The sequence below is a fragment of the Streptomyces sp. NPDC049879 genome (assembly GCF_044461265.1).
Lineage (GTDB): Bacteria > Actinomycetota > Actinomycetes > Streptomycetales > Streptomycetaceae > Streptomyces.
Genome location: NZ_JBITKT010000004.1, coordinates 320,199 through 345,355, shown reverse-complemented (window position 1 = coordinate 345,355; position 25,157 = coordinate 320,199). Strand labels below are relative to the sequence as shown.

The window sequence follows — 25,157 nt, the reverse complement described above, 5'->3', positions numbered from 1 at the left end:
CGGGCGGGGCTGCGGCTCAGTCCGCCGGACAGATGGCGCTGGACGTGCGACCGAGATCGACGTGGCGTCGACTCACCAGGGGCGTACCAGCTTCAGACATGACGGCAGCGTGGCACGGTGTTACGTCCGAGTCCACCGGTGCCCGCTATGTGGACGGCCTGGTCCCAACTGGTGAGACCGGCGTGGAAGCGGTCACCCTTGGTCGCGGACGGGGGGACGTTCCGTGTCCGTGGGGGCGGCGTGCCATGCGCTGGTGCCGGGCCACGTTACCCGACGCGCGGGCGCGCCCGGTCCACGATCGCCGCCACGTCGGCGCCGCCCGGCAGCGTGCCGAACGCGGCGCCACCCTCGCCGCCGAGACGCGCCGCGCAGAACGCGTCCGCCACCGCCGCCGGGGCGTGCCGTACGAGCAGCGCCCCCTGGAGGACGCGCGCCAGCCGCTCCACCAGGCGCCGCGCGCGGCCCTCGACGCCGTCCAGGTCGGACAGTTCGGTCAGCACGTCCTTGATGGCCGCGTCCAGCCGGTGGTCGGCGCCCGCCGCGAGCCCGACCTCGGTGAGGTAGGCGTTCAGCGCGCCCGGCTCGCGTTGCAGCGCGCGCAGCACGTCGAGCGCCTGCACGTTGCCCGAGCCCTCCCAGATGGAGTTGAGCGGCGACTGCCGCAGCAGCCGGGGCATCCCCGACTCCTCGACGTACCCGTTCCCGCCCAAACATTCGAGCGCCTCGGCGACCACCGGTGTGCAGCGCTTCGTCACCCAGTACTTGGCGGCGGGCAGCGCCAGCCGCAGCAGGTGCCGCTCCTGCGCGCTGCCCGCTGCCGCGCCGTCGTACGCCGCCGCGAGGCGCAGCGCCAGCGCCGTGGCCGCCTCCGACTCCAGCGCCAGGTCGGCCAGCACGTTCCGCATCAGCGGCTGCTCGATCAGCGGCCCGCCGAACGCCGAGCGGTGCGCCGCGTGGTGCAGCGCCTGCGCCACCGCCTGCCGCATCACCGCCGCCGAGCCCGTCACGCAGTCCAGCCGGGTCGCTGCGACCATCTCGATGATCGTCGCCACCCCCCGGCCCTCCTCGCCCACCCGCCAGGCCACCGTGGAGCCGTCGAACTCGACCTCGGACGACGCGTTCGACCGGTCGCCGAGCTTGTCCTTGAGGCGCTGGAGGCGGAAGGCGTTGCGCGTCCCGTCGGGCAGCACGCGGGGGAGGAGGAAGCAGGTGAGGCCGCCGGGGGCCTGTGCCAGGACCAGGAAGGCGTCCGACATCGGCGCGGAGCAGAACCACTTGTGGCCGGTGAGGGCGTACGCCCCCGGCTCGGACAGCGGTTCGGCGCGCGTCGTGTTCGCCCGCACGTCGGAGCCGCCCTGCTTCTCCGTCATGCCCATCCCGGCGAGCGCGCCCCGCTTCTCCGCGACGGGCCGCAGCCCCGGCTCGTACGCGTGCGACGTCAGCAGCGGCGTCCACGTGCGGGCCAGGTCGGGTTCGGCGCGGAGGGCCGGCACGGCGGCGTGCGTCATGGAGACGGGGCACAGGTGTCCCGCCTCGACCTGGGTCCACACCAGGAACCCGGCGGTGCGCCGCAGTTGCCCGCTCGGGCCCGACCACGCGTCGGTCAGCCCGGCGCCGACCGCGCGGTCGAGCAGCGTGTGCCACGCCGGGTGGAACTCCACCTCGTCCACGCGGTGCCCGTACCGGTCGTGGGTGCGCAGCACGGGCGGGTGCGCGTTCGCCCGCGTCCCCCACTCCTGCGCCTCGGCGGAACCGGCGAGGCGCCCCAGCCCGCCGAGCGCGTCGGCGATCCCCCCGGCGGCATCGGGCGCCGCGTACCGGGCAACCCCCTCCGCCAGTGCGGCGTCCTGTCCGAAGACGTCGTATCCGGCCAGTGGCGGGGGCTGGTTCGTCACCGCGTGGGTACGGGAGGTCATGCCGCCACCGTAGGCCGCCGGGCGTGCCACGTCATCACCACCGCGCCGGGCACGGCGGTTGGCGGAGCGCCGACGGGCGGGCGGTGGACGGCAGTTGGACGAATTCCGTGACACCACTACCTTTCCCGGAGGGGCGCCTTTAGTACAGTTGGCCGCTCGCCGCTACTGCGATGGGAGCAGACATGGGCGTGACGCGCCAGGAAGAGGCCATCGGCGAGCGCGACCTCGTCCGCTCCCCGGACCTCCCCGACCACCACGGGACGGGACCGACCGTACCGCGCATGATCCTCGGCGCCCGCCTGCGGCGGCTGCGCGAGGAGAGCGGCATCACCGGCCTGGAGGCGGGACGCCGCATCCGCGCCTCGCACTCCAAGATCAGCAGGCTGGAGATGGGGCGCACCGGCTTCAAGCCGCGCGACGTCGAGGACCTGCTGACGCTCTACGGCGTCACCGACGCGTCCGAGCGCGCGACGCTCCTCGCCCTGGCGCGGCAGAGCAACGTGCCGGGCTGGTGGCACATCTACCACGACATCGTGCCGAGCTGGCTGAACGTCTACCTCGGGCTCGAACAGGCCGCCACCGTCATCCGGGCCTACGAACTCCAGTTCGTCCCCGGGCTGCTCCAGACCGAGGGGTACGCGCGGGCAGTCCTGCGGCTCGGGCCCGACGCGGCCGAGGAGCGCGCCGAGCGGCGCCTGCAGCTGCGGATGGAGCGGCGCCGGGTCCTGGAGCGCGGCCGTCCGCCCCACCTGTGGGTCGTCATCGACGAGGCGGCGCTGCGGCGGCCGATGGGCGGCGTCGCGCTGATGCGGGCGCAGCTGGAGCACCTGATCGAGGTGTCGCGGCTGCCGCACGTCACGATCCAGGTGATGCCGTTCGCGGCGGGCGGCCACCCGGCGGTCGGCGGCCCCGTGACGGTGCTGCGCCCGCCGGGCGGCGACCTGCCCGACGTCGTGTACCTGGAGCAGCTGACCGGGGGCGTCTACCCCGACAAGCCGGCCGAGGTCGAGCTGTACCGGCACATGATGAACCGCCTGGTCGTCGAGGCGGAGCCGCCGACGGCGACGGAGGCGTTCCTCGTGCGGGTGCTGCGCGAGCTGTGACGGCCTGACCGGCGCCTCCCCTCTTACCTGCCTCTCTTTCCACGCCCACCGCCCACCGCACCGGCCCGTGCCCGCACCGGCCGGTGCTCCGGCATGCCCGCGTACGGGGGCGCCCGTACGCGGGGAAGCCTCGCGGCGGCCCGGGTGTTCCCCGGGTGGGCGGCGTGGGGGCGCGTCACGGCTTCCCGGGTGATTGATCGCTCAGAGCGAACATCTCCGGGCCGGGGAACATTCGGGAAGCCCTGAGCATTGAGTCTGCATAGCTCAATTAGCCTGACTAGGGAGAGTTCATGACTTCGTCGTTCGACGCACTCACCCTGCCCGTGCTGCCGCTGGATGACGAGGTGGTGCTGCCAGGGATGGTCGTGCCACTGGAGCTGTCGGATGCAGAGGTGCGCGCCGCCGTGGAGGCCGCCCAGGCCGCCGCGCCGCGGGGGGAGAAGCCCCGGGTGCTGCTGGTGCCGCGCGTGGCCGGTTCGTACGCGGACATCGGCGTGCTGGGCCGTGTGGAGCAGGTCGGACGGCTTGCCGACGGCGACCCCGGCGCGCTGGTCCGCGGTCTGCGCCGCGTCCGCATCGGCGCGGGCACCACGGGCCCCGGCGCCGCGCTGTGGGTGGAGGGCACGCCCGTCGCCGAGGTGACGCCGAGCCCGCTGCCTGGCGCCGTCACCGAGCTGGTCAAGGAGTACAAGGCGCTCACGACGTCCTGGCTGCGCAAGCGCGGGGCCTGGCAGGTCGTGGACCGCGTCGCCCAGATCGAGGACCCGGGCGCGCTGGCGGACAACGCGGGGTACTCCCCGTTCCTCAGCGTCGAGCAGCGCCTGTCGCTGCTGCGCACCGTCGACCCGGTGGAGCGGCTGCGGCTCGCGACCAAGCTGCTGAGCGACCACCTCGCCGAGGAGGACGTCGCCGAGTCCATCGCCAAGGACGTGCAGGACGGCGTCGAGAAGCAGCAGCGCGAGTTCCTGCTGCGCAGGCAGCTGGACGCGGTGCGCAAGGAGCTGGCCGAGCTGGGCGGCGACGCGGCCGACGGCGGCGACGACTACCGGGCCCGCGTCGAGGCGGCCGACCTGCCGGAGCACGTCCGCGAGGCGGCGCTCAAGGAGGTCGACAAGCTGGAGCGGTCCTCGGACGCGAGTCCCGAGGGCGGCTGGATACGCACCTGGCTCGACACCGTGCTGGAGCTGCCCTGGCAGGTCCGCACCGAGGACGCGTACGACATCGCGGGCGCCAAGGCCGTGCTGGACGCCGACCACGCGGGCCTGGACGACGTGAAGGCGCGGATCACCGAGTACCTCGCCGTGCGCAAGCGGCGCGGCGACCGGGGCCTCGGCGTCGTCGGCGGGCGGCGCGGCGGCGCGGTGCTCGCGCTGGTCGGCCCGCCCGGCGTCGGCAAGACGTCGCTCGGCGAGAGCGTCGCCCGCGCGATGGGCCGCAAGTTCGTCCGCGTCGCGCTCGGCGGCGTCCGCGACGAGGCGGAGATCCGCGGCCACCGGCGCACGTACGTCGGCGCGCTGCCGGGACGCATCGTGCGGGCCGTCAAGGAGGCCGGTTCGATGAACCCGGTGGTCCTGCTGGACGAGATCGACAAGGTCGGCAGCGACTTCCGCGGCGACCCGGCCGCGGCGCTGCTCGAAGTGCTCGACCCCGCGCAGAACCACACCTTCCGCGACCACTACCTGGAAGTGGACCTGGACCTGTCCGACGTGGTCTTCCTGGCCACGGCGAACGTCCTGGAGGCCATCCCCGAGCCGCTGCTCGACCGGATGGAGCTGGTCCGGCTCGACGGCTACACCGAGGACGAGAAGGTCGTCATCGCCCGCGACCACCTGCTGCCCCGGCAGCTGGAGCGCGCCGGTCTGACCGAGGGCGAGGTCACGCTGGAGGACGAGGTCCTCAGGAAGCTGGCGGGCGAGTACACCCGTGAGGCGGGCGTGCGGAGCCTGGAGCGGCTGGTCGCCCGGCTGCTCAGGAAGATCGCCGCGCGCGCCGAGCTGGGCGAGCGGGACCTGCCGTACACCGTCACGGCCGGTGCGCTGCGGGAGCTGATCGGCAGGCCGCACCACACGCCGGAGTCGGCGCAGGAGCCGGCGGAGCGGCGTACGGCCGTCCCCGGCGTCGCGACGGGCCTCGCGGTCACGGGCGCGGGCGGTGACGTCCTCTTCATCGAGGCGTCCCTGGCCGACCCGGAGACCGGCGGCGCCGGGCTGACCCTGACGGGCCAGCTGGGCGACGTGATGAAGGAGTCCGCCAGGATCGCGCTGTCCTACCTGCGCTCGCGCGGCGCGGAGCTGGAGCTGCCGGTCGGCGACCTGAAGGAGCGCGGCGTCCACCTGCACATCCCGGCGGGCGCGGTGCCCAAGGACGGGCCGAGCGCGGGCATCACCATGACGACCGCCCTGGCGTCGCTGCTGAGCGGACGGCAGGTGCGGCCCGAGGTGGCGATGACCGGTGAGGTCTCGCTGACCGGGCGGGTCCTGCCCATCGGCGGCCTGAAGCAGAAGCTGCTGGCCGCGCACCGGGCGGGGGCCACGACGGTGATCATCCCCAAGCGGAACGAGCCCGACCTCGACGACGTGCCCGCCGAGGTCCTGGCGAAGCTCGACGTCCACCCGGTCACGGACGTCCGCCAGGTGCTCGAACTGGCCCTGGCGCCCGCCGCCGCACAGGCGGTCGGGGTCGCGGCCTGACCCATCCCGAGGCGCGGCGCGGGGGCCTTCCAGGGGCCCCCGCGCCGCGCCGCCGCGCTGTCCGGGGGCGTGGTCCCGGCGCCCGGTGCGCCGGGTGGAAGGGGCCGGGGCGTGGAGCCTCCCGGAGGCGCGTAGTCTGCTGCGCCATGAGTCCTTCGATCGCGACGAACACCCCCGTGGACCTGGCACGGCTCCTCGACTTCGTGCGCCCCAGGCACCGGGCCCTCCTCATCACCCACCGCGCGGACGGCGGCCCCCAGGCGTCCCCCCTGACGTGCGGTGTCGACGCGGCCGGGCGGATCGTCATCGCCACCTATCCCGACCGTGCCAAGACCGTGAACGCCCGGCGTGTCCCCGAGGTCAGCGTCGTCGTCCTGTCGGACGAGTGGGACGGTCCGTGGGTGCAGATCGACGGCACGGCCGAGGTGCTCGACGTGCCGGACGCCATCGAGCCGCTGGTCGAGTACTACCGCAACATCGCGGGGGAGCACCCCGACTGGGCCGAGTACCGGACCGCGATGGCGCGCCAGGGCAAGTCCCTGATCCGCGTCACCCCTGTCCGCTGGGGTCCGGTGGCCACCGGCGGTTTCCCCGCCAGGCTGGCTCAGCGCTGACCGACGGCGCGTTCCAGCAGCAGCCGCAGGGCGGCCTGTTCCTGACCGGTGAGGGCGGCCACGGGGGAGTGCTCCACGAGCAGTTCCATCAGGCGCTCCCGCAGGGCGCCGCCCGACTCGGTGAGGTGCAGTTCCCTGGCCCGCCGGTCGGTCGGGTGCGGGCGGCGCTCGATGAGGCCGCGCTTCTCCAGGCGGTCCACGACGAAGGTCGCGTTGGACGGCTCGCAGCTCATCCGGGCTGCGAGCTGCTTCATCGTCAGCGGGCCGTCCAGCTCGCGCAGGGCGGTCGCCTGGGGTCCGGTGAGGTCGAGGGTGGCGGCCCGTTCCCGTACGTGGTCGTCGAGCTGCCGGGCGAGTGTGCTCACGAGGCCGCACAGCTCGCGTTCTGCGAGGGCTCCTGGCTCCGGCGGGGTCGTCATGCGGTGCATCGTAGCCCGGAAGGGTGGTTCGAGCTGCAAAGGTCGGAGCCGGGAAGAATAAAGCTTGAATCTTTCTGGCTTGAAGTATAGGGTCCTGTCCATGAGCAGCGAACGACTCCGCAGGCCCGCCGTCCCCCGCTCCCTCCGGCTGGGGGAGACCACCGTGACCTATCTGCCCGACGGGGCCGTGCAGCTGTCCCCGCTCGGCTGGCTGCGCGGCAGCACCGAAGCCGACTGGCGGCGGTACGCCGACCACCTCGACGCGGACGGGTACCTCACCGGCAGCATCGGCGGGCTGCTCGTCGAGCGGGACGGGCGGGCTCTGCTGATAGACGCCGGAGTCGGCCCGGTCACGGCCCCCGCCGTACCGGGCGCCCGCGTCGGCGCGCTGACCGGCGGCGGCCTCCCGGCGAGTCTCGCCGCCGCGGGGCGGACCCCGGCCGACATCGAGGCCGTCGCCTTCACCCACCTCCACATCGACCACCTCGGCTGGGCGGCGCACGTCCCGGCGGGCGCCGGACGGCCGTTCCTCGCCGACGCGCCGTACCTCTTCGCCGGGCCCGAGTGGCGGGAGCGGGCGCACGCCGGTGACGAAGGGCCTGGCGACGCAGTCCTGGCCGCGCTGGAGCCCTTCGTCCGCACGGTGACGGACGGGGAGGAGATCTTCCCCGGCGTCCGCGTGCGGCTCGGGGCGGGCCACACGTCCGGGCACACGACCTACGAGATCGACGGCGGGGACCGCCGTCTCCTGGCCTTCGGGGACGTGCTGCACAGCCCCGTCCAGGTCGGCCACCCCGAGTGGTACGCCGACGCGGACGCCGACCGCGAGGCGGCCACGCGCAGCCGCCGCGAGGTGATCGGGAGACTGTCCGAGCCGGGCGTCGTGGGCTTCGGCGGGCACTTCGCCGACGTCGTCTTCGGCCGCGTCGCGCCGGGGCAGGACGGCCCCGTCTGGCAGCCCGTGGACGCCTGAGACGACACCGCGCACCCCCGCACCTCCATGTCCGATTGCCGCCAGTCGGGCCTGCCGCGGGGGCGCACACTGGGGGATGTGGTGAACGAGAGAGCATTGGACGACGACGGCCGCTACGAGGCGGTGCGCAGCAGGGACGAGCGGTTCGACGGGGTGTTCTTCACCGCCGTCCTGACCACCGGCATCTACTGCCGCCCCAGCTGCCCGGCGACCACGCCGAAGCGGCGCAACGTGCGCTTCCACCCGTCCGCCGCGTCGGCACAGGCCGCCGGATTCCGGGCCTGCCGCAGGTGCCGCCCCGACACCGTCCCCGGCTCGGCCGAGTGGAACGCGCGGGCCGACGCCGTCGGCCGCGCCATGCGGCTGATCACCGACGGCATCGTGGACCGCGAAGGCGTCTCCGGGCTCGCCCGCCGCCTCGGCTACAGCTCCCGGCAGGTCCAGCGGCTGCTCACCGTCGAACTGGGCGCCGGCCCGGTCGCCCTCGCACGCGCCCAGCGCGCCCACACGGCGCGCATCCTGCTCCAGACCACGGAACTGCCGGTCACCGAGATCGCCTTCGCCGCCGGCTTCGCCAGCGTCCGGCAGTTCAACGACACCATCCGCGCGACCTACGCCCGGACGCCGAGCGAGCTGCGCGCCGCCGCACCCCGCGAACGCGCCGCCCCCGGCCTCGGCACCGGCGGCATCCCGCTGCGCCTCGCCCACCGGGGCCCGTACGACGCCCGCCAGGTCTTCGACTTCCTCGGACTGCGCGCCCTCGCGGGCATCGAGGAGATGACCGGCACCCGGGGCAGCCGCACCTACCGGCGCTCCCTCGCCCTCCCGCACGGCACGGGGATCGCCGAGGTCGGCGAGCCGTCGGGCGGCCCCGACGCGCGCTGGCTGCCCTGCCGCCTGCACCTGACCGACACCAGGGACCTCACCACGGCGGTGCAGCGGGTCCGGCGCCTCTTCGACCTCGACGCGGACCCCTACGCGGTCGCCGACCGGCTCGGCGCCGACCCGTTCCTCGCCCCGCTCGTCGCCGCCCGGCCGGGGCTGCGCTCGCCCGGCGCGGCCGACCCCGACGAACTGGCCGTCCGCGCCGTGCTCGGCCAGCAGATCACCGTCTCGTCGGCGCGGAAGCTCGGCGGGACCCTCGTCGCCGCGTACGGCAAGCCCCTCCCCGCCCCCGACGGCTCCCTCACCCACACCTTCCCCGCCGCCGAGACGCTGGCCGACGCCCCGCTCACCGAGCTGGGCATGCCGGAGTCCCGCCGCGCCACCCTCCGCACCCTCGCCACCGCCCTGGCGGACGGCACGGTCCACCTCGGCCCCGGCGCCGACCGCGACGCGACCGAGCACGCCCTGCTCGCCCTGCGCGGCATCGGCCCCTGGACCGCCGGATACATGCGGATGCGCGCCCTGGGCGACCCCGACGTCTTCCTCACCGGCGACGCGGGGGTCCGCCACGGCCTCGGGCTCGTCGGCGCCGAACCGGCGACCGCCGACGCCTGGCGCCCCTGGCGCTCCTACGCCGTGCACCACCTCTGGACCGCGACCTCCGCCCCCGAGACCACCACCCCCGCGCTCACGACCTCGGAGAAGCACTGATGCTCTACACCCTTCACCCCAGCCCCTTCGGCGAACTGCTGATCGCCGGTCCGCGCCCCGGTGTCCTGGCCTCCGTCACGGTGCCCCGGCAGAAGCGCGGTCCTTCGGTCCAGCCCGACTGGCAGCGCGACGACAGCGCGTTCACCGAGGCCACCCGCCAGTTCGACGCCTACTTCGCCGGTGAGCGCACCACGTTCGACCTGACCCTCGAACCCGTGGGCACCGAGTTCAGGCGCCGCGTCTGGGACACGCTGCACACGATCGAGTTCGGTGCCACGGCCACCTACGGCCAGGTCACCGAGATGGCCGGGCTGCCCCGCAACGCCGTCCGCGCGGTCGGCGGTGCCATCGGCGCCAATCCGCTGTGGGTCGTCTGCCCCTGCCACCGGGTCATCGGCGCGGACGGCTCCCTCACCGGCTACGCGGGCGGCCTCGACCGCAAGCAGATGCTCCTCGCCCACGAGGGCGTCCTCCCCGCACAGCTCACCATCGTCTGAGCGCCCCCGCCCGGGGCGTCAGGCCGCGGGACCGAGATCGCCCTCCAGGAGTGTCTGGGCGATCCCGGGCCTGCCCCGGAGGGCCAGGATCTCGTTGGCGAGGTCCACGACCGGGAGGTGGTTCTCGTCGCGCACCGTGACGGCCGCCGCCATCAGGCCGGGCGGGACGGCCCCCGCGTCCAGGAGCGCGCGCCATTCGTGCGCGCCCAGGCGGAGGTATTCGAGACCGGCCAGCCCGGCGATCTCCAGGGGGTCGGCCAGTGTGCCGGGGAGGGCGGTCAGGGTCCGCAGGCGGGGCAGCCCGGCGAGGGGGGCGAGGCTGATCGGCCCACCCTCCGTCGATCGTGGCCACGGCGGGTAGTCCTTCCCCGGGACGGCGGCGGCCCTCCTCGCGGATCCGGCCGAGGACGAAGTCGGTGAGGGAGTCGGCCACGAGTTCCGCGCCGAGACTCCGCTCGTGGCCGACCAGGATCACCTGCCCGACGTGTCCGTTGGAGCCCGGCGTGAGTCGACGGCCCACGTGTCGCCGCCGTTGCTCCCGAAGGCGATGCAGCCGGGCGAGCCGGCTACGTCGTCCGGCAGACCGCCGCCGGCCGGACGAAGAAGGAGATCATCCGGCTGCTGAAACGGGCCATCGCCCGGGAGATGTTCCGCTGCCTGACCACCACGGTCACCGTCCCCGGCATCGCCGACCTGCGACCACTGCGGCAGTCCAAGAACATCACCCTCACCGCCGCAGCCCGCCACTTCGGGGTGTGGCCCGCCACCATCTCCCCCTTCGAACGCGGCATCCACCGAGACGACCTCGCCCACACCTACCGGGACTGGCTCACCGCTGCCTGATCACGCGCGAGGCCATGTCACGTCCGGCATCTCGGGCCACAGCCAGCCGCCGGGAGAAGCATCCGACGGCCGGCCCGCGCGCACGAAGTCGCCGTACTCGTCCTGGACGATCCCCTCGTTGACCCACCGGCCCCGCCCCGCGCCAGTGCACTGCTCGGCAACGATCAGTGCAGCCAGCGGGTCCTCAGCCATGCCCAGGAGCCGCCCGAACTCGCCGGCCTCGTCATCGGGATCAAACGGCGGGAACTCGCCCAGGTCGAAGAAGCCCTGACCACCGACGTCCTCAACCGTGTGGAGAAAGACCTCGAAGGACGTCTTCACCGCACGAACCTCTACATAACGGACCCCCGGGCGTCCTGCCGAGCCGCACGGCCCAAGGAACTGCTCGACCGAACGACCCCGCCGCAGGGCCCCGACAAGAAACGACTCCGCCAGATACCGCATCCGGCAACCATACGGCGCTTACTCTGCCGAGAAGGCTTGACGATCAACAGGAGCATCAGCGGCGCCCGCGCCCGGCCCTGTGCGACCCCGGACAGACGGGCGGCCCGCCGGACGCCTGTGCGCCGACGGGCCGTGCACCTGCCGCTGACAGTGCGGCGGTCAGCCGAACTGCCGCTCGATCCGGGCCAGTTTCTCCTCCAGCGAGTCGAGCCTGCCGTCCTCGGCGAGGGACGACGTCAGGGCGGGCGACGCGTCCAGCGCGGGCCGCGCCTGCCCGGCGCTCCCCGCCTCCAGGGCGGCCGGCTCCGGTGTCGGCGCCACTGCCGCGACCTCGACGCGCTCACGCCCCTTGCCGAAGCCACGGTGCTGACGGCTGATCGCCTTCAGCCGCGCGCGCTCCAACTGCCGGTGCTCACGCCGCCGGTCGCGCTCGCCCTCCTTGGTGCGGCGCTCCTCGCGGACCTCCTCGACGGCCTCGTCGAGCGACCGCACCCCTTCGAGCAGCATCAGCGACCAGGCGCCGTACGTCTCACGCGGCGCCCGCATCCAGCGGACGAAGCGGATCTGCGGCAGCGGACGCGGCACCAGGCCCTGTTCCCGCAGCGCCGCCCGCCGCGTCTGCTTCAGCGCGCGGTCGAACAGCACGGCGGCCGACAGCGACATGGCCGCGAAGAAGTGCGGCGCGCCCTCGTGCCCGCCGCCGCGCGGCGCGTGCACCCAGTTGAACCAGGCGGCGGCGCCCGCGAACAGCCAGACCAGCAGCCGCGACCCCATGGACGAGTCGCCGTGGCTGGCCTCGCGCACCGCGATCACCGCGCAGAACATGGCCGCGCCGTCGAGGCCGAACGGCACCAGGTACTCCCAGCCGCCCGACAGGTCCAGGTTCTGCCGTCCGAAGCCGACGAGGCCCTGGAACGACAGCGCCGCCGCGACGCCCGCGCAGCAGAACAGCAGGGTGTACGAGGCGCCCGCGTAGATGCGTTCCCGGCGCCGCCTGGCCGCCTCCAGGCGCTCCCAGGAGTCACCGGTGTCGGCATGCTCGCCCGAGGGCTTGCGGCCGCGCGTGAGCAGGACCACCGCAAGCAGCATGCCGCCGAGCAGTACGGCTCCCGCCACCGCCCAGCTGATGTCTATGTCCGTCAGTGTCATGCAACTGCCCCTCGCCAGGCGCGCCGAGTGCGCGCGACCTGTGCTGGATTCGTGGTGACCATGGTCGTCCGGCGGAATCGGAATGATGGCCCGGAGACGTGGCGCTACTGAAGAACTGTGGATGCTACCTGAGCACTCGTCAGCCGTATTCCGGGGCGAAACCCCCTAACGAGTGCCAACCTGCCGAAACAGGCGTGGCGGGTTGAGCAATCTGTTATCAGCTTGCGGCCAGCCGCGCCACGCGGTCGCTGTCGCAGGTGCGCGGGCAGGTGACGCACGTGTCCTCGGGCCGCACCGTGTAGAACATGCAGCAGCTCGCGCGGTCACGCGTCGTCAGCCGCTCGCCCGCGGGCCCGGTCAGCTCGCGGAACGAGGCGCCGCCCGAGTACGGGGCCGTCCCGCCGGGGAACAGCAGCCCGGCCTCGGCCATGGCGCGTTCCTCCTCGCCGACGAGGCTGCCGAAGTACCACAGCGTCTCGACCAGTTCGTCCGTCGCCGAGCCCCACAGGGCGCGCCGCCCGCGCCGCATGCGCGGACCGAACGCGGCGAGCACGGGGCCCAGGTGGTCGGCCGCCGCCTGCCGCAGGGCGGCGCGCAGCGCGTCCTCGTCGGGGACCACCCGCGCCCGCGGGTCGTCCGCGGCGGGGTCGTCGGGGAGACAGCTGAACGCGCCGGTCCGTACACTCATCCGGTAATCGCCCCGGTGGAACGCCACGTCCTCCGGTGCGAGCCACGGCACACGCCGCAGCAGGAACCAGGGGACGGTGAACAGGACGGCGGTCGGCCACGCGTAGCGGTGCAGCGCGAACGCCGCGACGACGTCGGGGCGGCCCTCCTGTCCGTAGTCCCGCACGATCTGCTCGGCGTCCCAGGCGCAGTACGCGTCCAGCTCCGCGCCGCCCGCCGCCAGCGCGTCGGCCCGCACCCAGCCGGGCCCGTCGGCCGGGCGTCCGGGTCCCTCGCTGATGCGAAGGACGGGAAGCGCCTCGGTGACGCGGTCGTAGGCGGGCCGCAGCGGCGAGGCCGTGGCCAGGGCGGGGACGGTCATGGAACCACCGATTCCGTGATCTTGTGCAGGTAAGCCTTACCTTACCTGACGTTTCCCGGGGTTTGCTGCCGGGCCAACTGCGCCTAGGGTGCTGGCACCGCGTGAAATCACGGGCAGGAGGGGACGGAGCGGACGAATGGACCTCACCCGGCCGGAGCAGGCACCCGGCGTGACCAGCCCCGCCCCGCCGCCGGTCGCCCGCCCCCCGCTCCCCGTCAGGCCGCGCACCCTCCCGGAGCGCCACTCCGTGCGCGCCCAGGTCCTCGCCGCGCTGCGCGACGCGCTCGCCTCCGGCGAGCTGGAACCGGGCGCCACCTACTCCGCCCCCACCCTCGCCGAGCGGTACGGCGTGTCCGCCACGCCCGTGCGCGAGGCGATGCAGCGGCTGGTCAGCGAGGGCGTCGTCGAGACCGTGCCCAACCGCGGCTTCCGCATCGCGGGCCGCAGCCGCCGCGACGCGGCCGAGCTGGCCGAGGTACGCGCCGCCCTGGAGGTGCCCGCGCTGCTGCGGCTGGCCCGCGCGCTGCCCGCCGAGCGCTGGTCCGAGCTGCGGCCCCTCGCCGAGGCGACGGTCTCCGCCGCCCGGGTCGGCGACCGCGCCGGGTACGCCGAGGCCGACCGCCGCTTCCACCGCTCGCTGCTCGCGCTGACGGGCAACCGGCACCTGGTCGCCGTCGCCGAGGACCTGCACCGCAGGTCGCAGATGCCGTCCGCCCAGGACGGGGGGCCGGGTCCGGCGCAGTTACTGGCCGACGCGCTGGCCCACAGCGCGTTGCTCGACGCCCTGTGCACGGGCGACCTCGCGACGGCCGAACGCCTGGCCCACGAGCACCTGGCCCCTCCCCCCGCCACCGACTGACCGCCCCGCCCGGTCGCGGCCCCTCCTCCCCGTACCGCCCCGCCTCCCGCTCCCCGCCGCCACCGCTTCCGGGCCCGCGAACCGAACGGCCCCGCCGCCCCGCCCGCCGTTTCCACCGACGTGACGCACGGACCCGGGCGACCGGGCGCGCAGCGGCGCCCACCACAGGGCGTGCGCGGCGATCAGGACGCCGCTCCGCGATGTCGCGCCGAGGGTGCGTGCGCCGCTCCTCGGTGTCGCGTCATGGTGAGCCGAGACGGTGGGGCGCACCCGCGTCGGCTGCCCCGGAGAGCCATGCGGCTCGGCCGTTCCGAGGGGCGCGGGATGCCGACGTGAGAGGCATGTGCGCGCTTTCACGCGGTTGCCGTATGCGGGGGCCGGTACGGGGTGCGGGCGGTGTCTGTGCGGTGCCTGCGCGCTTTCACGTTGCCGCCGGGTGCGGGGCTGGCCCTGGGCGCCGATGCTCGGGGGCCTGCCGACGAGGCGGTGTGGGGCGGAACGTCCGCCGTGTTCACGCCGCTGCGGTGAGCCCCGATGTGCCCGGGGCATCCGCGCCTCGCCGCTCGCGCCCGCTTCCCCCGGACCGGTTCCCGGCCGTCCGGCCGTCCGACCGTCCGGCGGCGTCGCCCGGAGCGATGCCGCCGCCAGTGCCGGGCGGTCAGTCCTCCGGCAGCGGTTCGGCCAGCTTCGGGCCGAGCCAGCGCGGGACGCCGCCGAGCAGCCGGAACAGCCGCGTCGCCTCGCCGCGCAGCCTGGCGGCCTCCGGCTCCGGCTCGACCTCGGCGAGCGCCGCCAGCGCGGGCGCGACCCCGACGAGGTACCCCGCCTCCTCCCGCAGCCGCAGCGACTCGGTGAACCCGTGCCGCGCCTCGGCCACGTCCCCGTTCAGCACCGCCAGGGCCCCCAGCCGCTGCCAGGTGTACGAGCTGAGCAGCGCGTCCCCCTGCCCGACCGCCTCGTTGTGCGCGCGGCGGTAACCGGCCTCGGCCGCCTGCGGGTTGCCGCTGACGTGCTCCGCCATCAGGCCGCGCCTGAAGTCGAGCAGCGCCCGCCCCGGCGCGCCGGGTGCCAGCAGCGCCGCCGCCCTGCCGAGCGCGGCACGCGCCTCGTCGGCCCTGTCCCGCACCTTCAGCAGCGTCGAGGCGAACGCGAGGTACCCGCGTTCGCAGGCGGCGGCCCCGCGCTCCGTGTCGGTGTGCGCGACGGACTCGGCCGCCCGCAGCGCCTCCTCGGCCCTGCCCCACCCCTCCGAGGTGAACATGCAGCGCTCCACGAGCAGTCCGGCGCGCGCGAGCGCCGCGCGCGGCTCGCCCGCCGCCCGGGGCTCCAGCAGGCTCGCCGCGTCCTCCCAACAGCCCCGTGACCGTAGTCGCCATACCGCGCCGTCGAGCGGGTCCCCGCTCGACGACCTCACGGAAACTGGTACGGCGGTCTCCGTCACATGCCCCTCCAGCGCTTCGTCGGGCCGAGATACGTACGTGATGTGACTGCATCTCAGCACGAGCCGCCCGGCATGGCCAAGAGGGCTGCGTGAATTTGTTCACAAGTCGCGCCGCGCGCCCCCGCCCGGCGCCGCGCTACCGCAGGCGCAGCGCGAGGAAGAAGTCCACCGTGTCCTCGAGACGCGTCAGCTCCCGGCCGGTCAGCCGTTCGATGCGGCGGACGCGGTACCGCAGCGTGTTGACGTGGACGTGCAGCCGCGCCGCGCACCGCGTCCACGAGCCGTCCGCCTCCAGGAACGCCTCCAGCGTGCGGACCAGCTCCGCGCCGTGCTCCCGGTCGTACGCGCGCAGCGGTTCGAGCAGCCGCGCCGTGAACGCGCGCCGCACGTCGTCCGGCACGAACGGCAGCAGCAGCACGTGCGACGCCAGCTCCTCGTGCCCCGCCACGGCCACCGCGTCCGCCCTGGCCGCCGCGACCCGCCGCGCGTGCCTGGCCTCCTCCAGCGCCCCGCGCAGCCCCTCGGCCGACGCCACCGCGCCGCTCACCCCGAGCGTCAGCCGCCCGTCGTCCCCGAGGCCCGCCGCCAGCACCTCCCGCGTCCCCGGCCGCAGCAGCCTCCCGGCGCGCAGCGGCTCGGTCACGGGCACGAGCGCGACGGCCTCCCCGTCGCCCCGCGCCACGGCGGACGCGGGCAGCAGCTCCTCCAGCACGGCACGGGCGGCCCGGCCTCCGCCCTCCTGGCCGGCCCACTCCAGGCGCGCCACCACCACCTGCCACTGCGGCCCCGCCACGCCGCCCGGCTCGATCAGCGGCCCCGCCACCCGCAGCCGCGCCGCCACCTCGGCGGGCGGCGCGCCGATCGTCACGAGGTCGAGCGCCTCGCGGGCGAGGCGGCGGCGCACCGTACGGGCGGCCTCGCGCCGGTCGCGTTCCGCCGCGAGGAGGCGGGACACGCCGTCCAGCAGGTCGCGCCGCTGGCCGGGCCACTCGCCCGCGTCGGCCCTGACGGCGAGCAGCCAGTCGGCGAGCAGGGCCCCGGGGTCGTCACCGCTGCCGCCGTCCTCGGCGCGCACCGCGAAGACGGTGTACGCCGCGCCGCCCGCCCCCACGGTCCACGGCCCGGGCCGCCCCGCGCGGGTGGCGGCGAGGCGGTGGCGCGCCAGGTCGCGGGCGACGCCGCGGTGCAGGGCCGCGCGGCCCGTCTGCCGGGCGACCGGCGTGCCGGTGGCCGTCAGCAGCCAGGCGGGCAGGGCGAGTTCGGAGCCGAGCAGGTCCAGCACGGCGCGCGGTCCGCCGCCCGCCGGGTCGGCCGCCATCAGCCGCCGGTGCCTGTCGACGACGGCGGCCAGGTCGCCCGCGCGCCCGGCGGACACGCGGCGCACCACGTGCTCGGTGATCTCGGCGAACCCGACCTCCTCGGCCACCGCGAACAGCGGCAGCCCCCGGCGCGCGCAGGCCTCCGTCAGCGCGTCGGGCACCGAGCCGAACTCGGCGTCCCCGGCCGCCAGTCCCGCCACACCCGCGTCCACCAGGGCCTGGACGAACGGCTCGGCGTCCGCCGGGCCGCGCCACCAGGCGAGGCCGGTCAGGACCAGTTCGCCGCCGCGCAGGTAGCGGCTCGGGTCGCGCAGGTCCGTCGTCATGACGCCCCGCACCGGGCGGTCGAGGCCGTGCGCGCCGCTCAGCAGGCGCAGCCCCAGCGTTCCGTCCTCCAGCAGTGCGTGCAGCCGCATGAACCGCCCCCACTCGAACGAGTGATTCCGCAGGCCGGCCGCCGTCCGGCAGGTCGGCCCCGCGTCCTCGTACGAATCTACAAGAGGACGGAAGCGGCCCGCCGGGCGCTTCTGCCCATCGGTGACTGCCCCCGGCGGCCCGCGCCGGGGTCTACTGGCCCCATCCCGGCCGGCCCCACCCCAGGAGGAGGGACGCACCATGCTCGACCTCGCCGTGACCCTGCGCCTCTGGGCCGCCGAGGGCCGCGACTTCGCCGTCGCCACCGTCACCGCCGTGGACGGCAGCGCGCCGCGCGACCCGGGCGCCGCCCTCGCCGTCGCGGCGGACGGCGCGGTCGCCGGGGGCGTCTCGGGCGGCTGCGTGGAGGCCGCCGTCCACGAGCTGTGCCGCGAGGCGCTCGCCGACGGCGCGACGCGGCGGGAGCGCTTCGCCACGGGGGACGGCGGCGGCGCCGACCCGTTCGCCCCCGCCCTGCCCTGCGGCGGCGCCATCGAGGTGCTGGTCACGCCGGTCACCGCCGCCGCGGCGGGCCGCGCCGTGCTCGCGGCGGCGCTCGACGCGGCGGCCGACGGGGAGGCCGCCGCCCTGGTCCGCGTCACGGACGGCCCGCCCGCCTCCGCGCCGGGCGCCCTGCTGGTCCGGCCCGGCGCCGCCCCGCTCGGCACGCTCGGCGGCGGCGCCGCGCTGGACCGTTCGGCCGCCGCCGAGGCCGCCGCGCTGCTGGACGCGGGCCGCACCGGGACCGTACGCGTCGGCCGCGGCGCCGCGCGGCGCACGCTCCTCGTCGAGTCGCACGTCCCCCCGCCCCGGCTGCTCGTCTTCGGCGCGGGGGACTTCGCCGCCGCGCTCGCCACGGCCGGGGCGTTCCTCGGCCACCGCGTCACGGTCTGCGACGCCAGGCCCGCCTTCACCGCGCGGGACCGCTACCCGGACGCCGCCGAGGTCGTCACCGACTGGCCGCACCGCTACCTCGACGGGCAGCGGCCCGACACCCGCACCGCCGTGTGCGTCCTCACCCACGACCCGAGGTTCGACGTCCCGGTGCTCACCCGTGCCCTCGCCCGCCCGTTCGCCTACGTCGGCGCGATGGGCTCCCGCCGCACCCACGAGGACCGCCTGCGGCGGCTGCGCGAGGCCGGGGTCACCGAGGCGGGCCTCGCGCGGCTGCGCTCGCCGATCGGCCTGGACCTCGGCGCCAGGACGCCGCAGGAGACGGCGCTGTCCATCGCGGCCGAGATCGTCGCGCTGCGGCGCGGCGGCTCCGGCACGTTCCTGACCGGCACGGACCTGCCGATCCACCCGGCGGCCGGGCCCGTAAGCTCTGGCCATGACATCACCCGAGGTGTTGACGCGGCGTGCCCTCAACCGCGCGCTGCTTGAACGGCAGCTCCTCCTCGCCCGCGCCACGGTGGACGCGCGGCAGGCGGTCGAACACCTCGTGGGCCTCCAGACCCAGGTGCCCGGCAACCACTACACCGCGCTGTGGACACGGCTGGCCGGATTCGACCCCGACGACTTCTCCCGCCGCTTCGCCGCGCGGGAGTTCGTCCGCATCGCGCTCCAGCGCTCGACCATCCACACGGTGACGGCCGCCGACTGCCCGGTCCTGCGGCCGTTCTTCCAGCCCGCGACGGACGCGCTCTTCCGCGCCGCCTTCCTGCGTGAGCTGGGCGAGGTGGACCACGGGCGGATGACCGCGCTGGCGCGCGAGCTGGTGGAGGCGGCGCCGATGACGTTCGCCGACCTCGGCGCCGCGCTGGCCGCCGAGGCGCCGGCGAGCCCGCCGAAGGCGCTCGGGCAGGCGGCCCGTTCGTGGCTGCCGCTGGTGCAGGTGCCGCCGCGCGGCCTGTGGCGGCAGAGCGGCGCCGTCCGGCACACCACGGCCGAGCACTGGCTCGGGACCCCGCTCACCCCGGACGCCCCCGGCGCGGCGGCCGAGGCGGTGGTGCGCCGCTACCTGGCCGCCTTCGGCCCCGCCTCGGTGAAGGACGCGCAGAACTGGTCGGGACTCACCGGCTTGCGGGCGGCGTTCACGCGCCTGCGGGACGAACTCGCCGTCTTCCGCGACGAGAACGGCGTCGAGCTGTTCGACCTGCGGGACGCGCCGCGCCCCGGCGAGGACGTCCCGGCGCCCGTCCGCTTCCTGCCCGAGTACGACAACGTCTTCCTCGGCCACGCGGACCGCACCCGCGTCATCTCCGCCGAGGCCAAGGCCATGTCCTGGCGCGGCAACTACGCGCTTCCCGTCTGGCTCGCGGACGGCTTCGTACGCGGCACATGGCGCTTCGACGCCGACCGCGCCGACTCGGCCGCCACCCTCGTCCTCACGCCGCTGGACGAGCCGTCCGCCGCCGAACGGGCCGGTCTGGAGGAGGAGGGCGCGGCGCTGCTCGCGTTCCACCACCCGGGGGCGCGGCACGACCTGCGCTGGGAGTGAGCCGCGCCGTCTACGGGCCGCCCGGCGCACCCTCCTCGAACAGTGATTCGGCGGCCCTGTTGACCGGCCGGGGCGTCCCGGACAGTTCGAGCGCGAACAGCGGCATCCGCAGCCGCTCCGCGCACAGGCGCGCTTGCGCGTCGAATCCGGCCACCGAGAAGGCGATCGGCATCGCGTTCGCCGACGCCGCGTGCAGCCACAGCGTCTCGACGCGGCGCACGCCGGTGGGTTCTGTGCCCTGGTCCACCACGCCCACGACCGAGGGGCCGCGCAGGTCGAGCCCCGACGGCGGCCTCGGCACGGCGCCCCGCACGCCCCAGAAGCCGAGCCACACGAGATACTCGGCGGCGCAGGCCACGCCGTCGTACGCCGTCTCGATCGCCACCGGGCCGAACGGCGGCCGCCCCGTGGCGGCGCCGATCGCCGCGGGCCCGCCGTCCGGCGCGGGCGGCTCGTCGCGCGTCAGCCGGACCGTCACGCCGCAGGGGCAGCAGAACTCCGGCTGCGGCCACTGGCCGGGGTGACCGCACCGTTCGCAGTCAACTTCCGTCCAGGACGCTGACCAGGATCGGTGACGTACGGAAATCGCGGGAGCAACACCCGAAGTGAGCACGGCGACGGTCACCGGGGCGCCGCAGACGCAGGGGAATTCCGGCGGCACATAGGTGTGCTCCCGGTGGCAGTCCGGGCAGCGTACGAGCACGCTTCTGGCCATCTGGCGCTCCAGGGACGGTACTTCCGGCGGGCGGGGTCTCCAGTCTCCCCGATGCGGGGCCCGCCGGTCAGCCCCGCGGGAGGTCCGGCGGACGCTTCCGGGCGATCGGCGCGAACGGGCGGTGGTGACGTTGCGTCGAGCTTTTTCCGGCTTTTTTTCACCGGAATGTGACACGGAACCTCGCCCTCCGTATGGCGTGGTGCGCGGACAGTGATATTTACTTTCCTTGTCCGGCCCGCCGGTCGCCCGCGTAGGTGCGGGCGCGCGGCGGGGGTGAGCGATGGCGGATGACAACAGGGCAGGGAGGGGCTGAGTGGCGGCAGGAGAAGCTGAAACGGCCCGTACGGCACTCACCGGTGCGCAGCGTGGCAGCGCCGCCGGTACCGACCCGCGGATCGCGGGCCTCCAGTCAGCCGTCCGCCGATTGCGCACGGACCTCGACCGGTATCCGGCGCCGCTCGCCGACCGGGAGATCGCCGAACGCGCCCTGGACGCCCTGGACGTGCTCGCCGTCACCGGCCCGTGCGAGCCCGGCGAGCTGCGCGAGTCGCTGCTGATGATCGTCGCCGCCGTCGGCTCGGTCAGCGCGCTGGCCCGTGGCGTCGCCGCCCTGCGCGAGGCCCTGGAGATGTTCGGCGTCTCGCGCGCCGCCACCCTGCCGTACGGCTTCCCGCAGCGCCGCGAGTCGCCCTCGGCGGCCTGGCCGCCGCCCGGTTTCCGCTGACCGCCGCGCCGCCCCTGCCGGAGGCGGCGCTAGGTTGGCCCCGTGCGCCTCAGAATCGAATTCACGACCGAGCCGTTCGACCTGGACAACCTGCCGCAGCACGCCCTGGTGACCCGCGAGGCGGTGACGGGCGCGCCGCTCGACGCGGTGGACGTCGGCCCGTTCGGCACGAGCGCCGAAGGGCCGCCCGACGCGGTGCTCGCCGCCGTGGACACCGTCCTGCGCCGCGCCCTCGCGGCCGGGGCGACCCGCGTCTCGCTCCAGCTCAGCACCCTCGGCGCCGACGGGCAGGGGCGGGAACGGGGGGAACCGCATGGCGGGGAGCGCTGAGGACGCACCGGACGGCGCGCCGGGTGACGGGCGGGGTGACGCCCGGTTCACGGCCGCGCTCGCCCCCCTCCTCGACGCCATCGGCGGACGGCTGATCGACCCGGCGGACGCGGGCGACGACGACGTGGTCCTCACCTGGGACGGCGCGGTGGCCGCCGCCGTCAGGCTGCCCCACCTCTCCGAGTCGCTCGACCACATCCTCACCGACCTGGCGCGGCGTCACGGCGTGCCGCTGTCCGAGCTGGACAGGTCCGCCAAGCAGCAGCTGGTGCGGACCCTGGAGGCGCGCGGCGCGTTCGCGATGCGGCACAGCGTCGAGACCGTCGCCGAGGCGCTCGGCGTCTCCCGCTTCACGGTCTACAACTACCTCAACCGATCAACATAATGTTGACGGCGCCGCGTCCTCCGGCTTAGCTGGGGTGTCATGACGTCCCGCCCGCCCCACCAGGACGCCCCCGGCCTCGCCTGGCTCAACGGCGCGGAGGACCGCGCGGTCCGCGCCGCGCTCCACCGCCTGTGCGCCGCTCCCGACTGGGCGGACCGGCTGCTGGCGGCCCGCCCGTACGCGGACACCGGCGCGCTGCTCGCCGCCAACGAGGCGGCCGTCGCCGCCCTCGGCCCCGCGGGGCTCGACGCCGCCGTCGCCGCCCACCCCCGCATCGGCCGCCCCGACCCCGCCGACCCCGCGTCCGCCCGCGAGCAGCGCGGCATGGACGACGCCGACGCGGCCCTGCGCGCGGAGATGCTGGAACTCAACCTCGCCTACCAGGGACGTTTCGGCCACACCTTCCTGATCCGCGCCACCGGCCTGACGGCCACCCAGCTCCGCGACGCGCTCCGCACCCGCCTCGGCAACGACCCCGCGACCGAACGGGCCGTCACCCGCACCGAACTCGGCCGCATCAACGCCCTGCGCCTCACCCGCCTCGCGGAGTCCACGGCCACGGTCTCCACCCACGTCCTCGACACCGCCCAGGGCCGCCCGGCGTCCGGCGTGCCCGTCACCCTGTCCGTACGTCTCGGCCGCGAAGCCCCCTGGGCGCGGCACGCCACCGCGCACACCGACGCGGACGGACGCTGCGGCGCGCTGCCCGCCCTGCCCGGCGGCGCCGACGCGGCGCGGCTCACGTTCGCCGTGGACACGCCGTTCTTCCCCGAGGCCGCCGTCACCTTCCGGGTCGTGCCGGGCGAGCACCACCACGTGCCGCTGCTGCTGAGCCCGTACGGCCACTCCGTCTACCGAGGGAGCTGACATGCCGCCCACGCTGGGGCAGAACCAGTACGGCAAGGCCGAGACGCGCGTCGTCCGCGTCACCCGCGAAGGGCCCGTCCACCATGTGCGGGACCTCAACGTGTCGGTCGCCCTCTCCGGCGACATGGCGGACGTCCACCTGCGCGGCTCCAACGCCGGTGTCCTCACCACCGACACCACCAAGAACACCGTCTACGCCTTCGCGCGCGAGCACGGCATCAGCTCGCCCGAGGCGTTCGCGGCGCTGCTGGCACGGCACTTCGTCACCTCCCAGCCCGCCGTCCACCGCGCGCGCCTGCGCGTCGAGGAGTACGCCTGGGACCGCGTCCCCGTGCCGGGCGAGGCGGCCCATTCGTTCGTCCGCTCCGGGCGCGGCGTGCGGACGGCGCAGGTGACGTACGCGGACGACGCGCCGGAGGACCGGGCGTGGGAGGTCCTGAGCGGCGTGAGCGGCGTGACGGTGATGAACACGACCGACTCCGAGTTCAGCGGCTACGTCGAGGACCGGTGGACCACGCTGCCAGAGACCACCGACCGCGTGCTGGCGACCGACGTCACCGCCCTCTGGCGGCAGGCGGACACCGGCGCACCCGACCCCGCGCGCGACTGGGACGCGGAGCACGCCGACGCCACGCGCCACCTGCTCGACGCCTTCGCCGGCACGTACTCGTACTCCCTCCAGCAGACCCTCTATGCCATGGGCTCCCGCGTCCTCGAACGGCGCCCCGAAGTGGCCGAGATCCGCCTCTCGCTGCCCAACAAGCACCACTTCGCCGTCGATCTGACGCCCTTCGGCATGGAGAACGAGGGCCCGGACGGTGCCGTCTACTTCGCCGCCGACCGGCCGTACGGCCTCATCGAGGCGACGGTGCTGCGCGACGGCGCCGACGCCCGCATCCCGGCCGACCTCACCGCCCGCACCTTCGGTTAGGAGCACCCCGCATGGTCGGCAGGACCGTCATCGAGCACTGCGCCATCGCCACCGCCGACCCCGAGGGCACCGAGCACGCGGACGGCCACCTCGTCCTCGCGGGCGGCCGGATCGAGTCCCTCGGCCCGGGGCCCGCGCCCGCCGGTCTCACCGACGTGACCAGCAGGATCGACGCCACGGACCACCTCGCCACCCCCGGCCTGGTCAACACGCACCACCACTTCTACCAGTGGCTCACCCGCGGACTCGCCCAGGACGCCAACCTGTTCGACTGGCTTGTCAGCCTCTACCCGATGTGGTCCCGCATCGACGAGGAGATGGTCCACGCCGCCGCGCGGGCGTCGCTCGCGATGATGGCCAGGGGCGGCGTCACCACCGCCATGGACCACCACTACATCTTCCCCCGCGGCGCGGGCGACCTCCTCGGCGCCGAGATCGAGGCCGCCCGCGAGACCGGCGTGCGCTTCACCGCCGCGCGCGGCTCGATGGACCGCGGCGAGTCCGACGGCGGCCTGCCGCCCGACTTCGCCGTCGAGACGACCGACGACGCCCTGCGCGCCACCGAGGACGCCGTACGCGCGCACCACGACCCCTCGCCCGACGCGATGCTGCGGATCGCCGTGGCGCCCTGCTCCCCGTTCTCCGTCTCGACGGAGCTGCTGCGCGAGTCCGCCGCGCTCGCCCGGCGGCTCGGGGTGCGGCTGCACACGCACGGCTCGGAGACGGTGGAGGAGGAGGCGTTCTGCCACGAGCTGTTCGGCATGGGCCCGACCGCCTACTTCGAGTCCACCGGCTGGCTCGGCGACGACGTGTGGATGGCGCACTGCGTGCACATGTCGGACGACGACCTCGCCGCGTTCGCCCGCACCGGCACGGGCGTGGCGCACTGCCCGTCGAGCAACGCCCGGCTCGCCGCCGGGATCGCCCGCGTGCCCGACATGCTGGCGGCGGGCATCCCCGTGGGCCTCGGCGTGGACGGCACCGCGTCCAACGAGGCGGGCGAACTGCACACCGAACTGCGCAACGCCCTGCTCGTGAACCGCCTCGGCCCGCACCGCGAACGCGCCCTCACCGCCCGCCAGGCGCTGCGCCTCGGCACCATCGGCGGCGCCCGCGTCCTCGGCCGCGACGCCGAACTGGGGTCGCTCGAACCGGGCAAGCTCGCCGACCTCGTGCTGTGGCGGCTCGACGGCCTGGGGCACTCCACCATCGCCGACCCGGTGGCCGCCCTGGTCCTGGGCCCGCCCGCGCCCGTGGCGCTGTCGCTGGTCGGCGGGGTCCCCGTCGTGCGGGATGGGCGGCTGCTCACGGCGGACGAGGAGGCGGTGGCCCGTACCGCCCGCGCGCAGGCGCGCCGCCTCGCCGAGGCCGCCGGACGCTGACCGGCCCGCCCACCGGCCCGCCCGTACGACACGCCGCCGCCGAAATCGCCGCACATGC

Annotated in this window: 26 protein-coding genes; 16 read left to right on the top strand and 10 right to left on the bottom strand. The window is 75.2% G+C overall.

What is annotated here, in order from left to right; translation table 11 throughout:
• Nucleotides 1-16 precede the first annotated feature (16 nt).
• Both ACIBPC_RS16415 and ACIBPC_RS16410 read right to left on the bottom strand, forming a co-directional pair.
• A complete protein-coding gene (locus ACIBPC_RS16415; protein WP_362965971.1) occupies nucleotides 17-100 on the bottom strand; it encodes a putative leader peptide in 84 nt (27 codons plus the stop codon).
• Nucleotides 101-266: 166 nt separating this feature from the next.
• A complete protein-coding gene (locus ACIBPC_RS16410; RefSeq protein ID WP_398845036.1) occupies nucleotides 267-1,916 on the bottom strand; it encodes an acyl-CoA dehydrogenase family protein in 1,650 nt (549 codons plus the stop codon).
• A gap of 182 nt (nucleotides 1,917-2,098) precedes the next feature.
• Here ACIBPC_RS16410 and ACIBPC_RS16405 point away from each other — a divergent pair, with 182 nt between their 5' ends.
• From ACIBPC_RS16405 to ACIBPC_RS16395, 3 genes are all read left to right on the top strand, one after another.
• Entirely contained in the window at nucleotides 2,099-3,019 is a 921-nt protein-coding gene (locus tag ACIBPC_RS16405; protein WP_398845033.1) for a helix-turn-helix domain-containing protein, read from the top strand.
• Nucleotides 3,020-3,309: 290 nt separating this feature from the next.
• Complete coding sequence (lon, locus tag ACIBPC_RS16400) at nucleotides 3,310-5,709, top strand: endopeptidase La (protein ID WP_398845030.1); 2,400 nt, start codon at nucleotides 3,310-3,312, stop codon at nucleotides 5,707-5,709.
• A gap of 146 nt (nucleotides 5,710-5,855) precedes the next feature.
• On the top strand, nucleotides 5,856-6,323 hold the full coding sequence (locus ACIBPC_RS16395) for a PPOX class F420-dependent oxidoreductase (protein WP_362967606.1): 468 nt from the start codon (nucleotides 5,856-5,858) through the stop codon (nucleotides 6,321-6,323).
• Here the strand turns inward: ACIBPC_RS16395 and ACIBPC_RS16390 are convergent.
• Nucleotides 6,314-6,742 carry a MarR family transcriptional regulator gene (locus ACIBPC_RS16390; RefSeq protein ID WP_362967605.1) on the bottom strand — a complete coding sequence of 143 codons (429 nt, stop codon included), beginning with the start codon at nucleotides 6,740-6,742 and terminating at the stop codon, nucleotides 6,314-6,316. The two genes, ACIBPC_RS16395 and ACIBPC_RS16390, sit on opposite strands and share 10 nt — an antisense overlap.
• 100 nt (nucleotides 6,743-6,842) lie before the next feature.
• Here ACIBPC_RS16390 and ACIBPC_RS16385 point away from each other — a divergent pair, with 100 nt between their 5' ends.
• Genes ACIBPC_RS16385 through ACIBPC_RS16375 form a run of 3 tightly spaced genes read left to right on the top strand, consistent with a single transcriptional unit; the run spans nucleotide 6,843 to nucleotide 9,808 of the window.
• Nucleotides 6,843-7,715, top strand: coding sequence for an MBL fold metallo-hydrolase (locus ACIBPC_RS16385; RefSeq protein WP_398845027.1), 873 nt, complete (start codon nucleotides 6,843-6,845; stop codon nucleotides 7,713-7,715).
• 27 nt (nucleotides 7,716-7,742) lie between these two features.
• Nucleotides 7,743-9,311 carry an AlkA N-terminal domain-containing protein gene (locus tag ACIBPC_RS16380; RefSeq protein ID WP_398845024.1) on the top strand — a complete coding sequence of 523 codons (1,569 nt, stop codon included), beginning with the start codon at nucleotides 7,743-7,745 and terminating at the stop codon, nucleotides 9,309-9,311.
• Nucleotides 9,311-9,808 (top strand): methylated-DNA--[protein]-cysteine S-methyltransferase, encoded by a 498-nt coding sequence (locus tag ACIBPC_RS16375; RefSeq protein ID WP_398845021.1) that lies wholly within the window; start codon nucleotides 9,311-9,313, stop codon nucleotides 9,806-9,808. The genes ACIBPC_RS16380 and ACIBPC_RS16375 overlap by 1 nt, the downstream gene beginning before the upstream one ends.
• Before the next feature lie 18 nt (nucleotides 9,809-9,826).
• On the opposite strand, the gene ACIBPC_RS16370 is transcribed toward ACIBPC_RS16375, so the two are convergent.
• The gene (locus tag ACIBPC_RS16370) at nucleotides 9,827-9,961 is read right to left on the bottom strand and encodes a hypothetical protein (protein WP_398845019.1); all 135 of its coding nucleotides are present in this window, start codon (nucleotides 9,959-9,961) and stop codon (nucleotides 9,827-9,829) included.
• Nucleotides 9,962-10,453: 492 nt separating this feature from the next.
• On the opposite strand from ACIBPC_RS16370, the gene ACIBPC_RS16365 reads away from it, so the two are divergent.
• The gene (locus tag ACIBPC_RS16365; RefSeq protein ID WP_398845017.1) at nucleotides 10,454-10,651 is read left to right on the top strand and encodes an XRE family transcriptional regulator; all 198 of its coding nucleotides are present in this window, start codon (nucleotides 10,454-10,456) and stop codon (nucleotides 10,649-10,651) included.
• Here the strand turns inward: ACIBPC_RS16365 and ACIBPC_RS16360 are convergent, their stop codons facing one another.
• The 3 genes from ACIBPC_RS16360 to ACIBPC_RS16350 all read right to left on the bottom strand — a co-directional run bounded on the left by ACIBPC_RS16360 (nucleotide 10,652) and on the right by ACIBPC_RS16350 (nucleotide 13,292).
• On the bottom strand, nucleotides 10,652-10,972 hold the full coding sequence (locus ACIBPC_RS16360; RefSeq protein ID WP_398845015.1) for a hypothetical protein: 321 nt from the start codon (nucleotides 10,970-10,972) through the stop codon (nucleotides 10,652-10,654).
• Nucleotides 10,973-11,254: 282 nt separating this feature from the next.
• On the bottom strand, nucleotides 11,255-12,244 hold the full coding sequence (locus ACIBPC_RS16355) for a DUF2637 domain-containing protein (RefSeq protein WP_398845012.1): 990 nt from the start codon (nucleotides 12,242-12,244) through the stop codon (nucleotides 11,255-11,257).
• 217 nt (nucleotides 12,245-12,461) lie between these two features.
• Nucleotides 12,462-13,292 (bottom strand): (2Fe-2S)-binding protein, encoded by an 831-nt coding sequence (locus tag ACIBPC_RS16350; protein ID WP_398845010.1) that lies wholly within the window; start codon nucleotides 13,290-13,292, stop codon nucleotides 12,462-12,464.
• A gap of 136 nt (nucleotides 13,293-13,428) precedes the next feature.
• Between ACIBPC_RS16350 and ACIBPC_RS16345 the strand changes: the two genes are divergently transcribed.
• The gene (locus ACIBPC_RS16345; RefSeq protein WP_398845007.1) at nucleotides 13,429-14,151 is read left to right on the top strand and encodes a GntR family transcriptional regulator; all 723 of its coding nucleotides are present in this window, start codon (nucleotides 13,429-13,431) and stop codon (nucleotides 14,149-14,151) included.
• A gap of 658 nt (nucleotides 14,152-14,809) precedes the next feature.
• On the opposite strand, the gene ACIBPC_RS16340 is transcribed toward ACIBPC_RS16345, so the two are convergent.
• The gene (locus tag ACIBPC_RS16340; RefSeq protein WP_362967597.1) at nucleotides 14,810-15,592 is read right to left on the bottom strand and encodes a hypothetical protein; all 783 of its coding nucleotides are present in this window, start codon (nucleotides 15,590-15,592) and stop codon (nucleotides 14,810-14,812) included.
• 136 nt (nucleotides 15,593-15,728) lie between these two features.
• On the bottom strand, nucleotides 15,729-17,327 hold the full coding sequence (locus ACIBPC_RS16335) for a PucR family transcriptional regulator (RefSeq protein ID WP_398845005.1): 1,599 nt from the start codon (nucleotides 17,325-17,327) through the stop codon (nucleotides 15,729-15,731).
• A 199-nt stretch (nucleotides 17,328-17,526) separates the two neighbouring features.
• On the opposite strand from ACIBPC_RS16335, the gene ACIBPC_RS16330 reads away from it, so the two are divergent.
• Nucleotides 17,527-18,708, top strand: a complete 1,182-nt coding sequence (locus tag ACIBPC_RS16330) for an XdhC family protein (protein ID WP_398845002.1) — start codon at nucleotides 17,527-17,529, stop codon at nucleotides 18,706-18,708.
• Nucleotides 18,656-19,765, top strand: coding sequence for a winged helix DNA-binding domain-containing protein (locus ACIBPC_RS16325; RefSeq protein WP_398845000.1), 1,110 nt, complete (start codon nucleotides 18,656-18,658; stop codon nucleotides 19,763-19,765). The genes ACIBPC_RS16330 and ACIBPC_RS16325 overlap by 53 nt, the downstream gene beginning before the upstream one ends.
• A 10-nt stretch (nucleotides 19,766-19,775) precedes the next feature.
• Here the strand turns inward: ACIBPC_RS16325 and ACIBPC_RS16320 are convergent, their stop codons facing one another.
• The gene (locus ACIBPC_RS16320; protein ID WP_362967593.1) at nucleotides 19,776-20,243 is read right to left on the bottom strand and encodes a hypothetical protein; all 468 of its coding nucleotides are present in this window, start codon (nucleotides 20,241-20,243) and stop codon (nucleotides 19,776-19,778) included.
• A 550-nt stretch (nucleotides 20,244-20,793) separates the two neighbouring features.
• On the opposite strand from ACIBPC_RS16320, the gene ACIBPC_RS16315 reads away from it, so the two are divergent.
• From ACIBPC_RS16315 to ACIBPC_RS16290, 6 genes are read left to right on the top strand one after another with little or no spacing between them, the layout of a single operon-like run.
• Nucleotides 20,794-21,204: a DUF5955 family protein gene (locus ACIBPC_RS16315; RefSeq protein ID WP_362967592.1), complete on the top strand. Its 411-nt coding sequence runs from the start codon at nucleotides 20,794-20,796 to the stop codon at nucleotides 21,202-21,204.
• 42 nt (nucleotides 21,205-21,246) lie between these two features.
• Nucleotides 21,247-21,534 (top strand): hypothetical protein, encoded by a 288-nt coding sequence (locus ACIBPC_RS16310; RefSeq protein WP_362967591.1) that lies wholly within the window; start codon nucleotides 21,247-21,249, stop codon nucleotides 21,532-21,534.
• Nucleotides 21,518-21,919: a helix-turn-helix domain-containing protein gene (locus ACIBPC_RS16305; protein WP_398844998.1), complete on the top strand. Its 402-nt coding sequence runs from the start codon at nucleotides 21,518-21,520 to the stop codon at nucleotides 21,917-21,919. The genes ACIBPC_RS16310 and ACIBPC_RS16305 overlap by 17 nt, the downstream gene beginning before the upstream one ends.
• A gap of 39 nt (nucleotides 21,920-21,958) precedes the next feature.
• A complete protein-coding gene (gene uraD, locus ACIBPC_RS16300; RefSeq protein WP_398844995.1) occupies nucleotides 21,959-22,786 on the top strand; it encodes a 2-oxo-4-hydroxy-4-carboxy-5-ureidoimidazoline decarboxylase in 828 nt (275 codons plus the stop codon).
• A gap of 1 nt (nucleotide 22,787) precedes the next feature.
• Nucleotides 22,788-23,717 (top strand): factor-independent urate hydroxylase, encoded by a 930-nt coding sequence (gene pucL, locus ACIBPC_RS16295; protein ID WP_398844993.1) that lies wholly within the window; start codon nucleotides 22,788-22,790, stop codon nucleotides 23,715-23,717.
• Between the two features lie 11 nt (nucleotides 23,718-23,728).
• Nucleotides 23,729-25,099 (top strand): 8-oxoguanine deaminase, encoded by a 1,371-nt coding sequence (locus tag ACIBPC_RS16290; protein ID WP_398844990.1) that lies wholly within the window; start codon nucleotides 23,729-23,731, stop codon nucleotides 25,097-25,099.
• The last annotated feature ends 58 nt before the right edge of the window (nucleotides 25,100-25,157 follow it).

Coding starts and splice junctions, on each gene's coding strand:
- ACIBPC_RS16415 (WP_362965971.1), bottom strand. CDS start 100: ATGTCTGAAGCTGGTACGCCCCTGGTGAGTCGACGCCACGTCGATCTC.
- ACIBPC_RS16410 (WP_398845036.1), bottom strand. CDS start 1,916: ATGACCTCCCGTACCCACGCGGTGACGAACCAGCCCCCGCCACTGGCC.
- ACIBPC_RS16405 (WP_398845033.1), top strand. CDS start 2,099: ATGGGCGTGACGCGCCAGGAAGAGGCCATCGGCGAGCGCGACCTCGTC.
- lon (WP_398845030.1), top strand. CDS start 3,310: ATGACTTCGTCGTTCGACGCACTCACCCTGCCCGTGCTGCCGCTGGAT.
- ACIBPC_RS16395 (WP_362967606.1), top strand. CDS start 5,856: ATGAGTCCTTCGATCGCGACGAACACCCCCGTGGACCTGGCACGGCTC.
- ACIBPC_RS16390 (WP_362967605.1), bottom strand. CDS start 6,742: ATGACGACCCCGCCGGAGCCAGGAGCCCTCGCAGAACGCGAGCTGTGC.
- ACIBPC_RS16385 (WP_398845027.1), top strand. CDS start 6,843: ATGAGCAGCGAACGACTCCGCAGGCCCGCCGTCCCCCGCTCCCTCCGG.
- ACIBPC_RS16380 (WP_398845024.1), top strand. CDS start 7,743: ATGTCCGATTGCCGCCAGTCGGGCCTGCCGCGGGGGCGCACACTGGGG.
- ACIBPC_RS16375 (WP_398845021.1), top strand. CDS start 9,311: ATGCTCTACACCCTTCACCCCAGCCCCTTCGGCGAACTGCTGATCGCC.
- ACIBPC_RS16370 (WP_398845019.1), bottom strand. CDS start 9,961: ATGGCGGCGGCCGTCACGGTGCGCGACGAGAACCACCTCCCGGTCGTG.
- ACIBPC_RS16365 (WP_398845017.1), top strand. CDS start 10,454: ATGTTCCGCTGCCTGACCACCACGGTCACCGTCCCCGGCATCGCCGAC.
- ACIBPC_RS16355 (WP_398845012.1), bottom strand. CDS start 12,244: ATGACACTGACGGACATAGACATCAGCTGGGCGGTGGCGGGAGCCGTA.
- ACIBPC_RS16350 (WP_398845010.1), bottom strand. CDS start 13,292: ATGACCGTCCCCGCCCTGGCCACGGCCTCGCCGCTGCGGCCCGCCTAC.
- ACIBPC_RS16345 (WP_398845007.1), top strand. CDS start 13,429: ATGGACCTCACCCGGCCGGAGCAGGCACCCGGCGTGACCAGCCCCGCC.
- ACIBPC_RS16335 (WP_398845005.1), bottom strand. CDS start 17,327: ATGCGGCTGCACGCACTGCTGGAGGACGGAACGCTGGGGCTGCGCCTG.
- ACIBPC_RS16330 (WP_398845002.1), top strand. CDS start 17,527: ATGCTCGACCTCGCCGTGACCCTGCGCCTCTGGGCCGCCGAGGGCCGC.
- ACIBPC_RS16325 (WP_398845000.1), top strand. CDS start 18,656: ATGACATCACCCGAGGTGTTGACGCGGCGTGCCCTCAACCGCGCGCTG.
- ACIBPC_RS16305 (WP_398844998.1), top strand. CDS start 21,518: ATGGCGGGGAGCGCTGAGGACGCACCGGACGGCGCGCCGGGTGACGGG.
- uraD (WP_398844995.1), top strand. CDS start 21,959: ATGACGTCCCGCCCGCCCCACCAGGACGCCCCCGGCCTCGCCTGGCTC.
- pucL (WP_398844993.1), top strand. CDS start 22,788: ATGCCGCCCACGCTGGGGCAGAACCAGTACGGCAAGGCCGAGACGCGC.
- ACIBPC_RS16290 (WP_398844990.1), top strand. CDS start 23,729: ATGGTCGGCAGGACCGTCATCGAGCACTGCGCCATCGCCACCGCCGAC.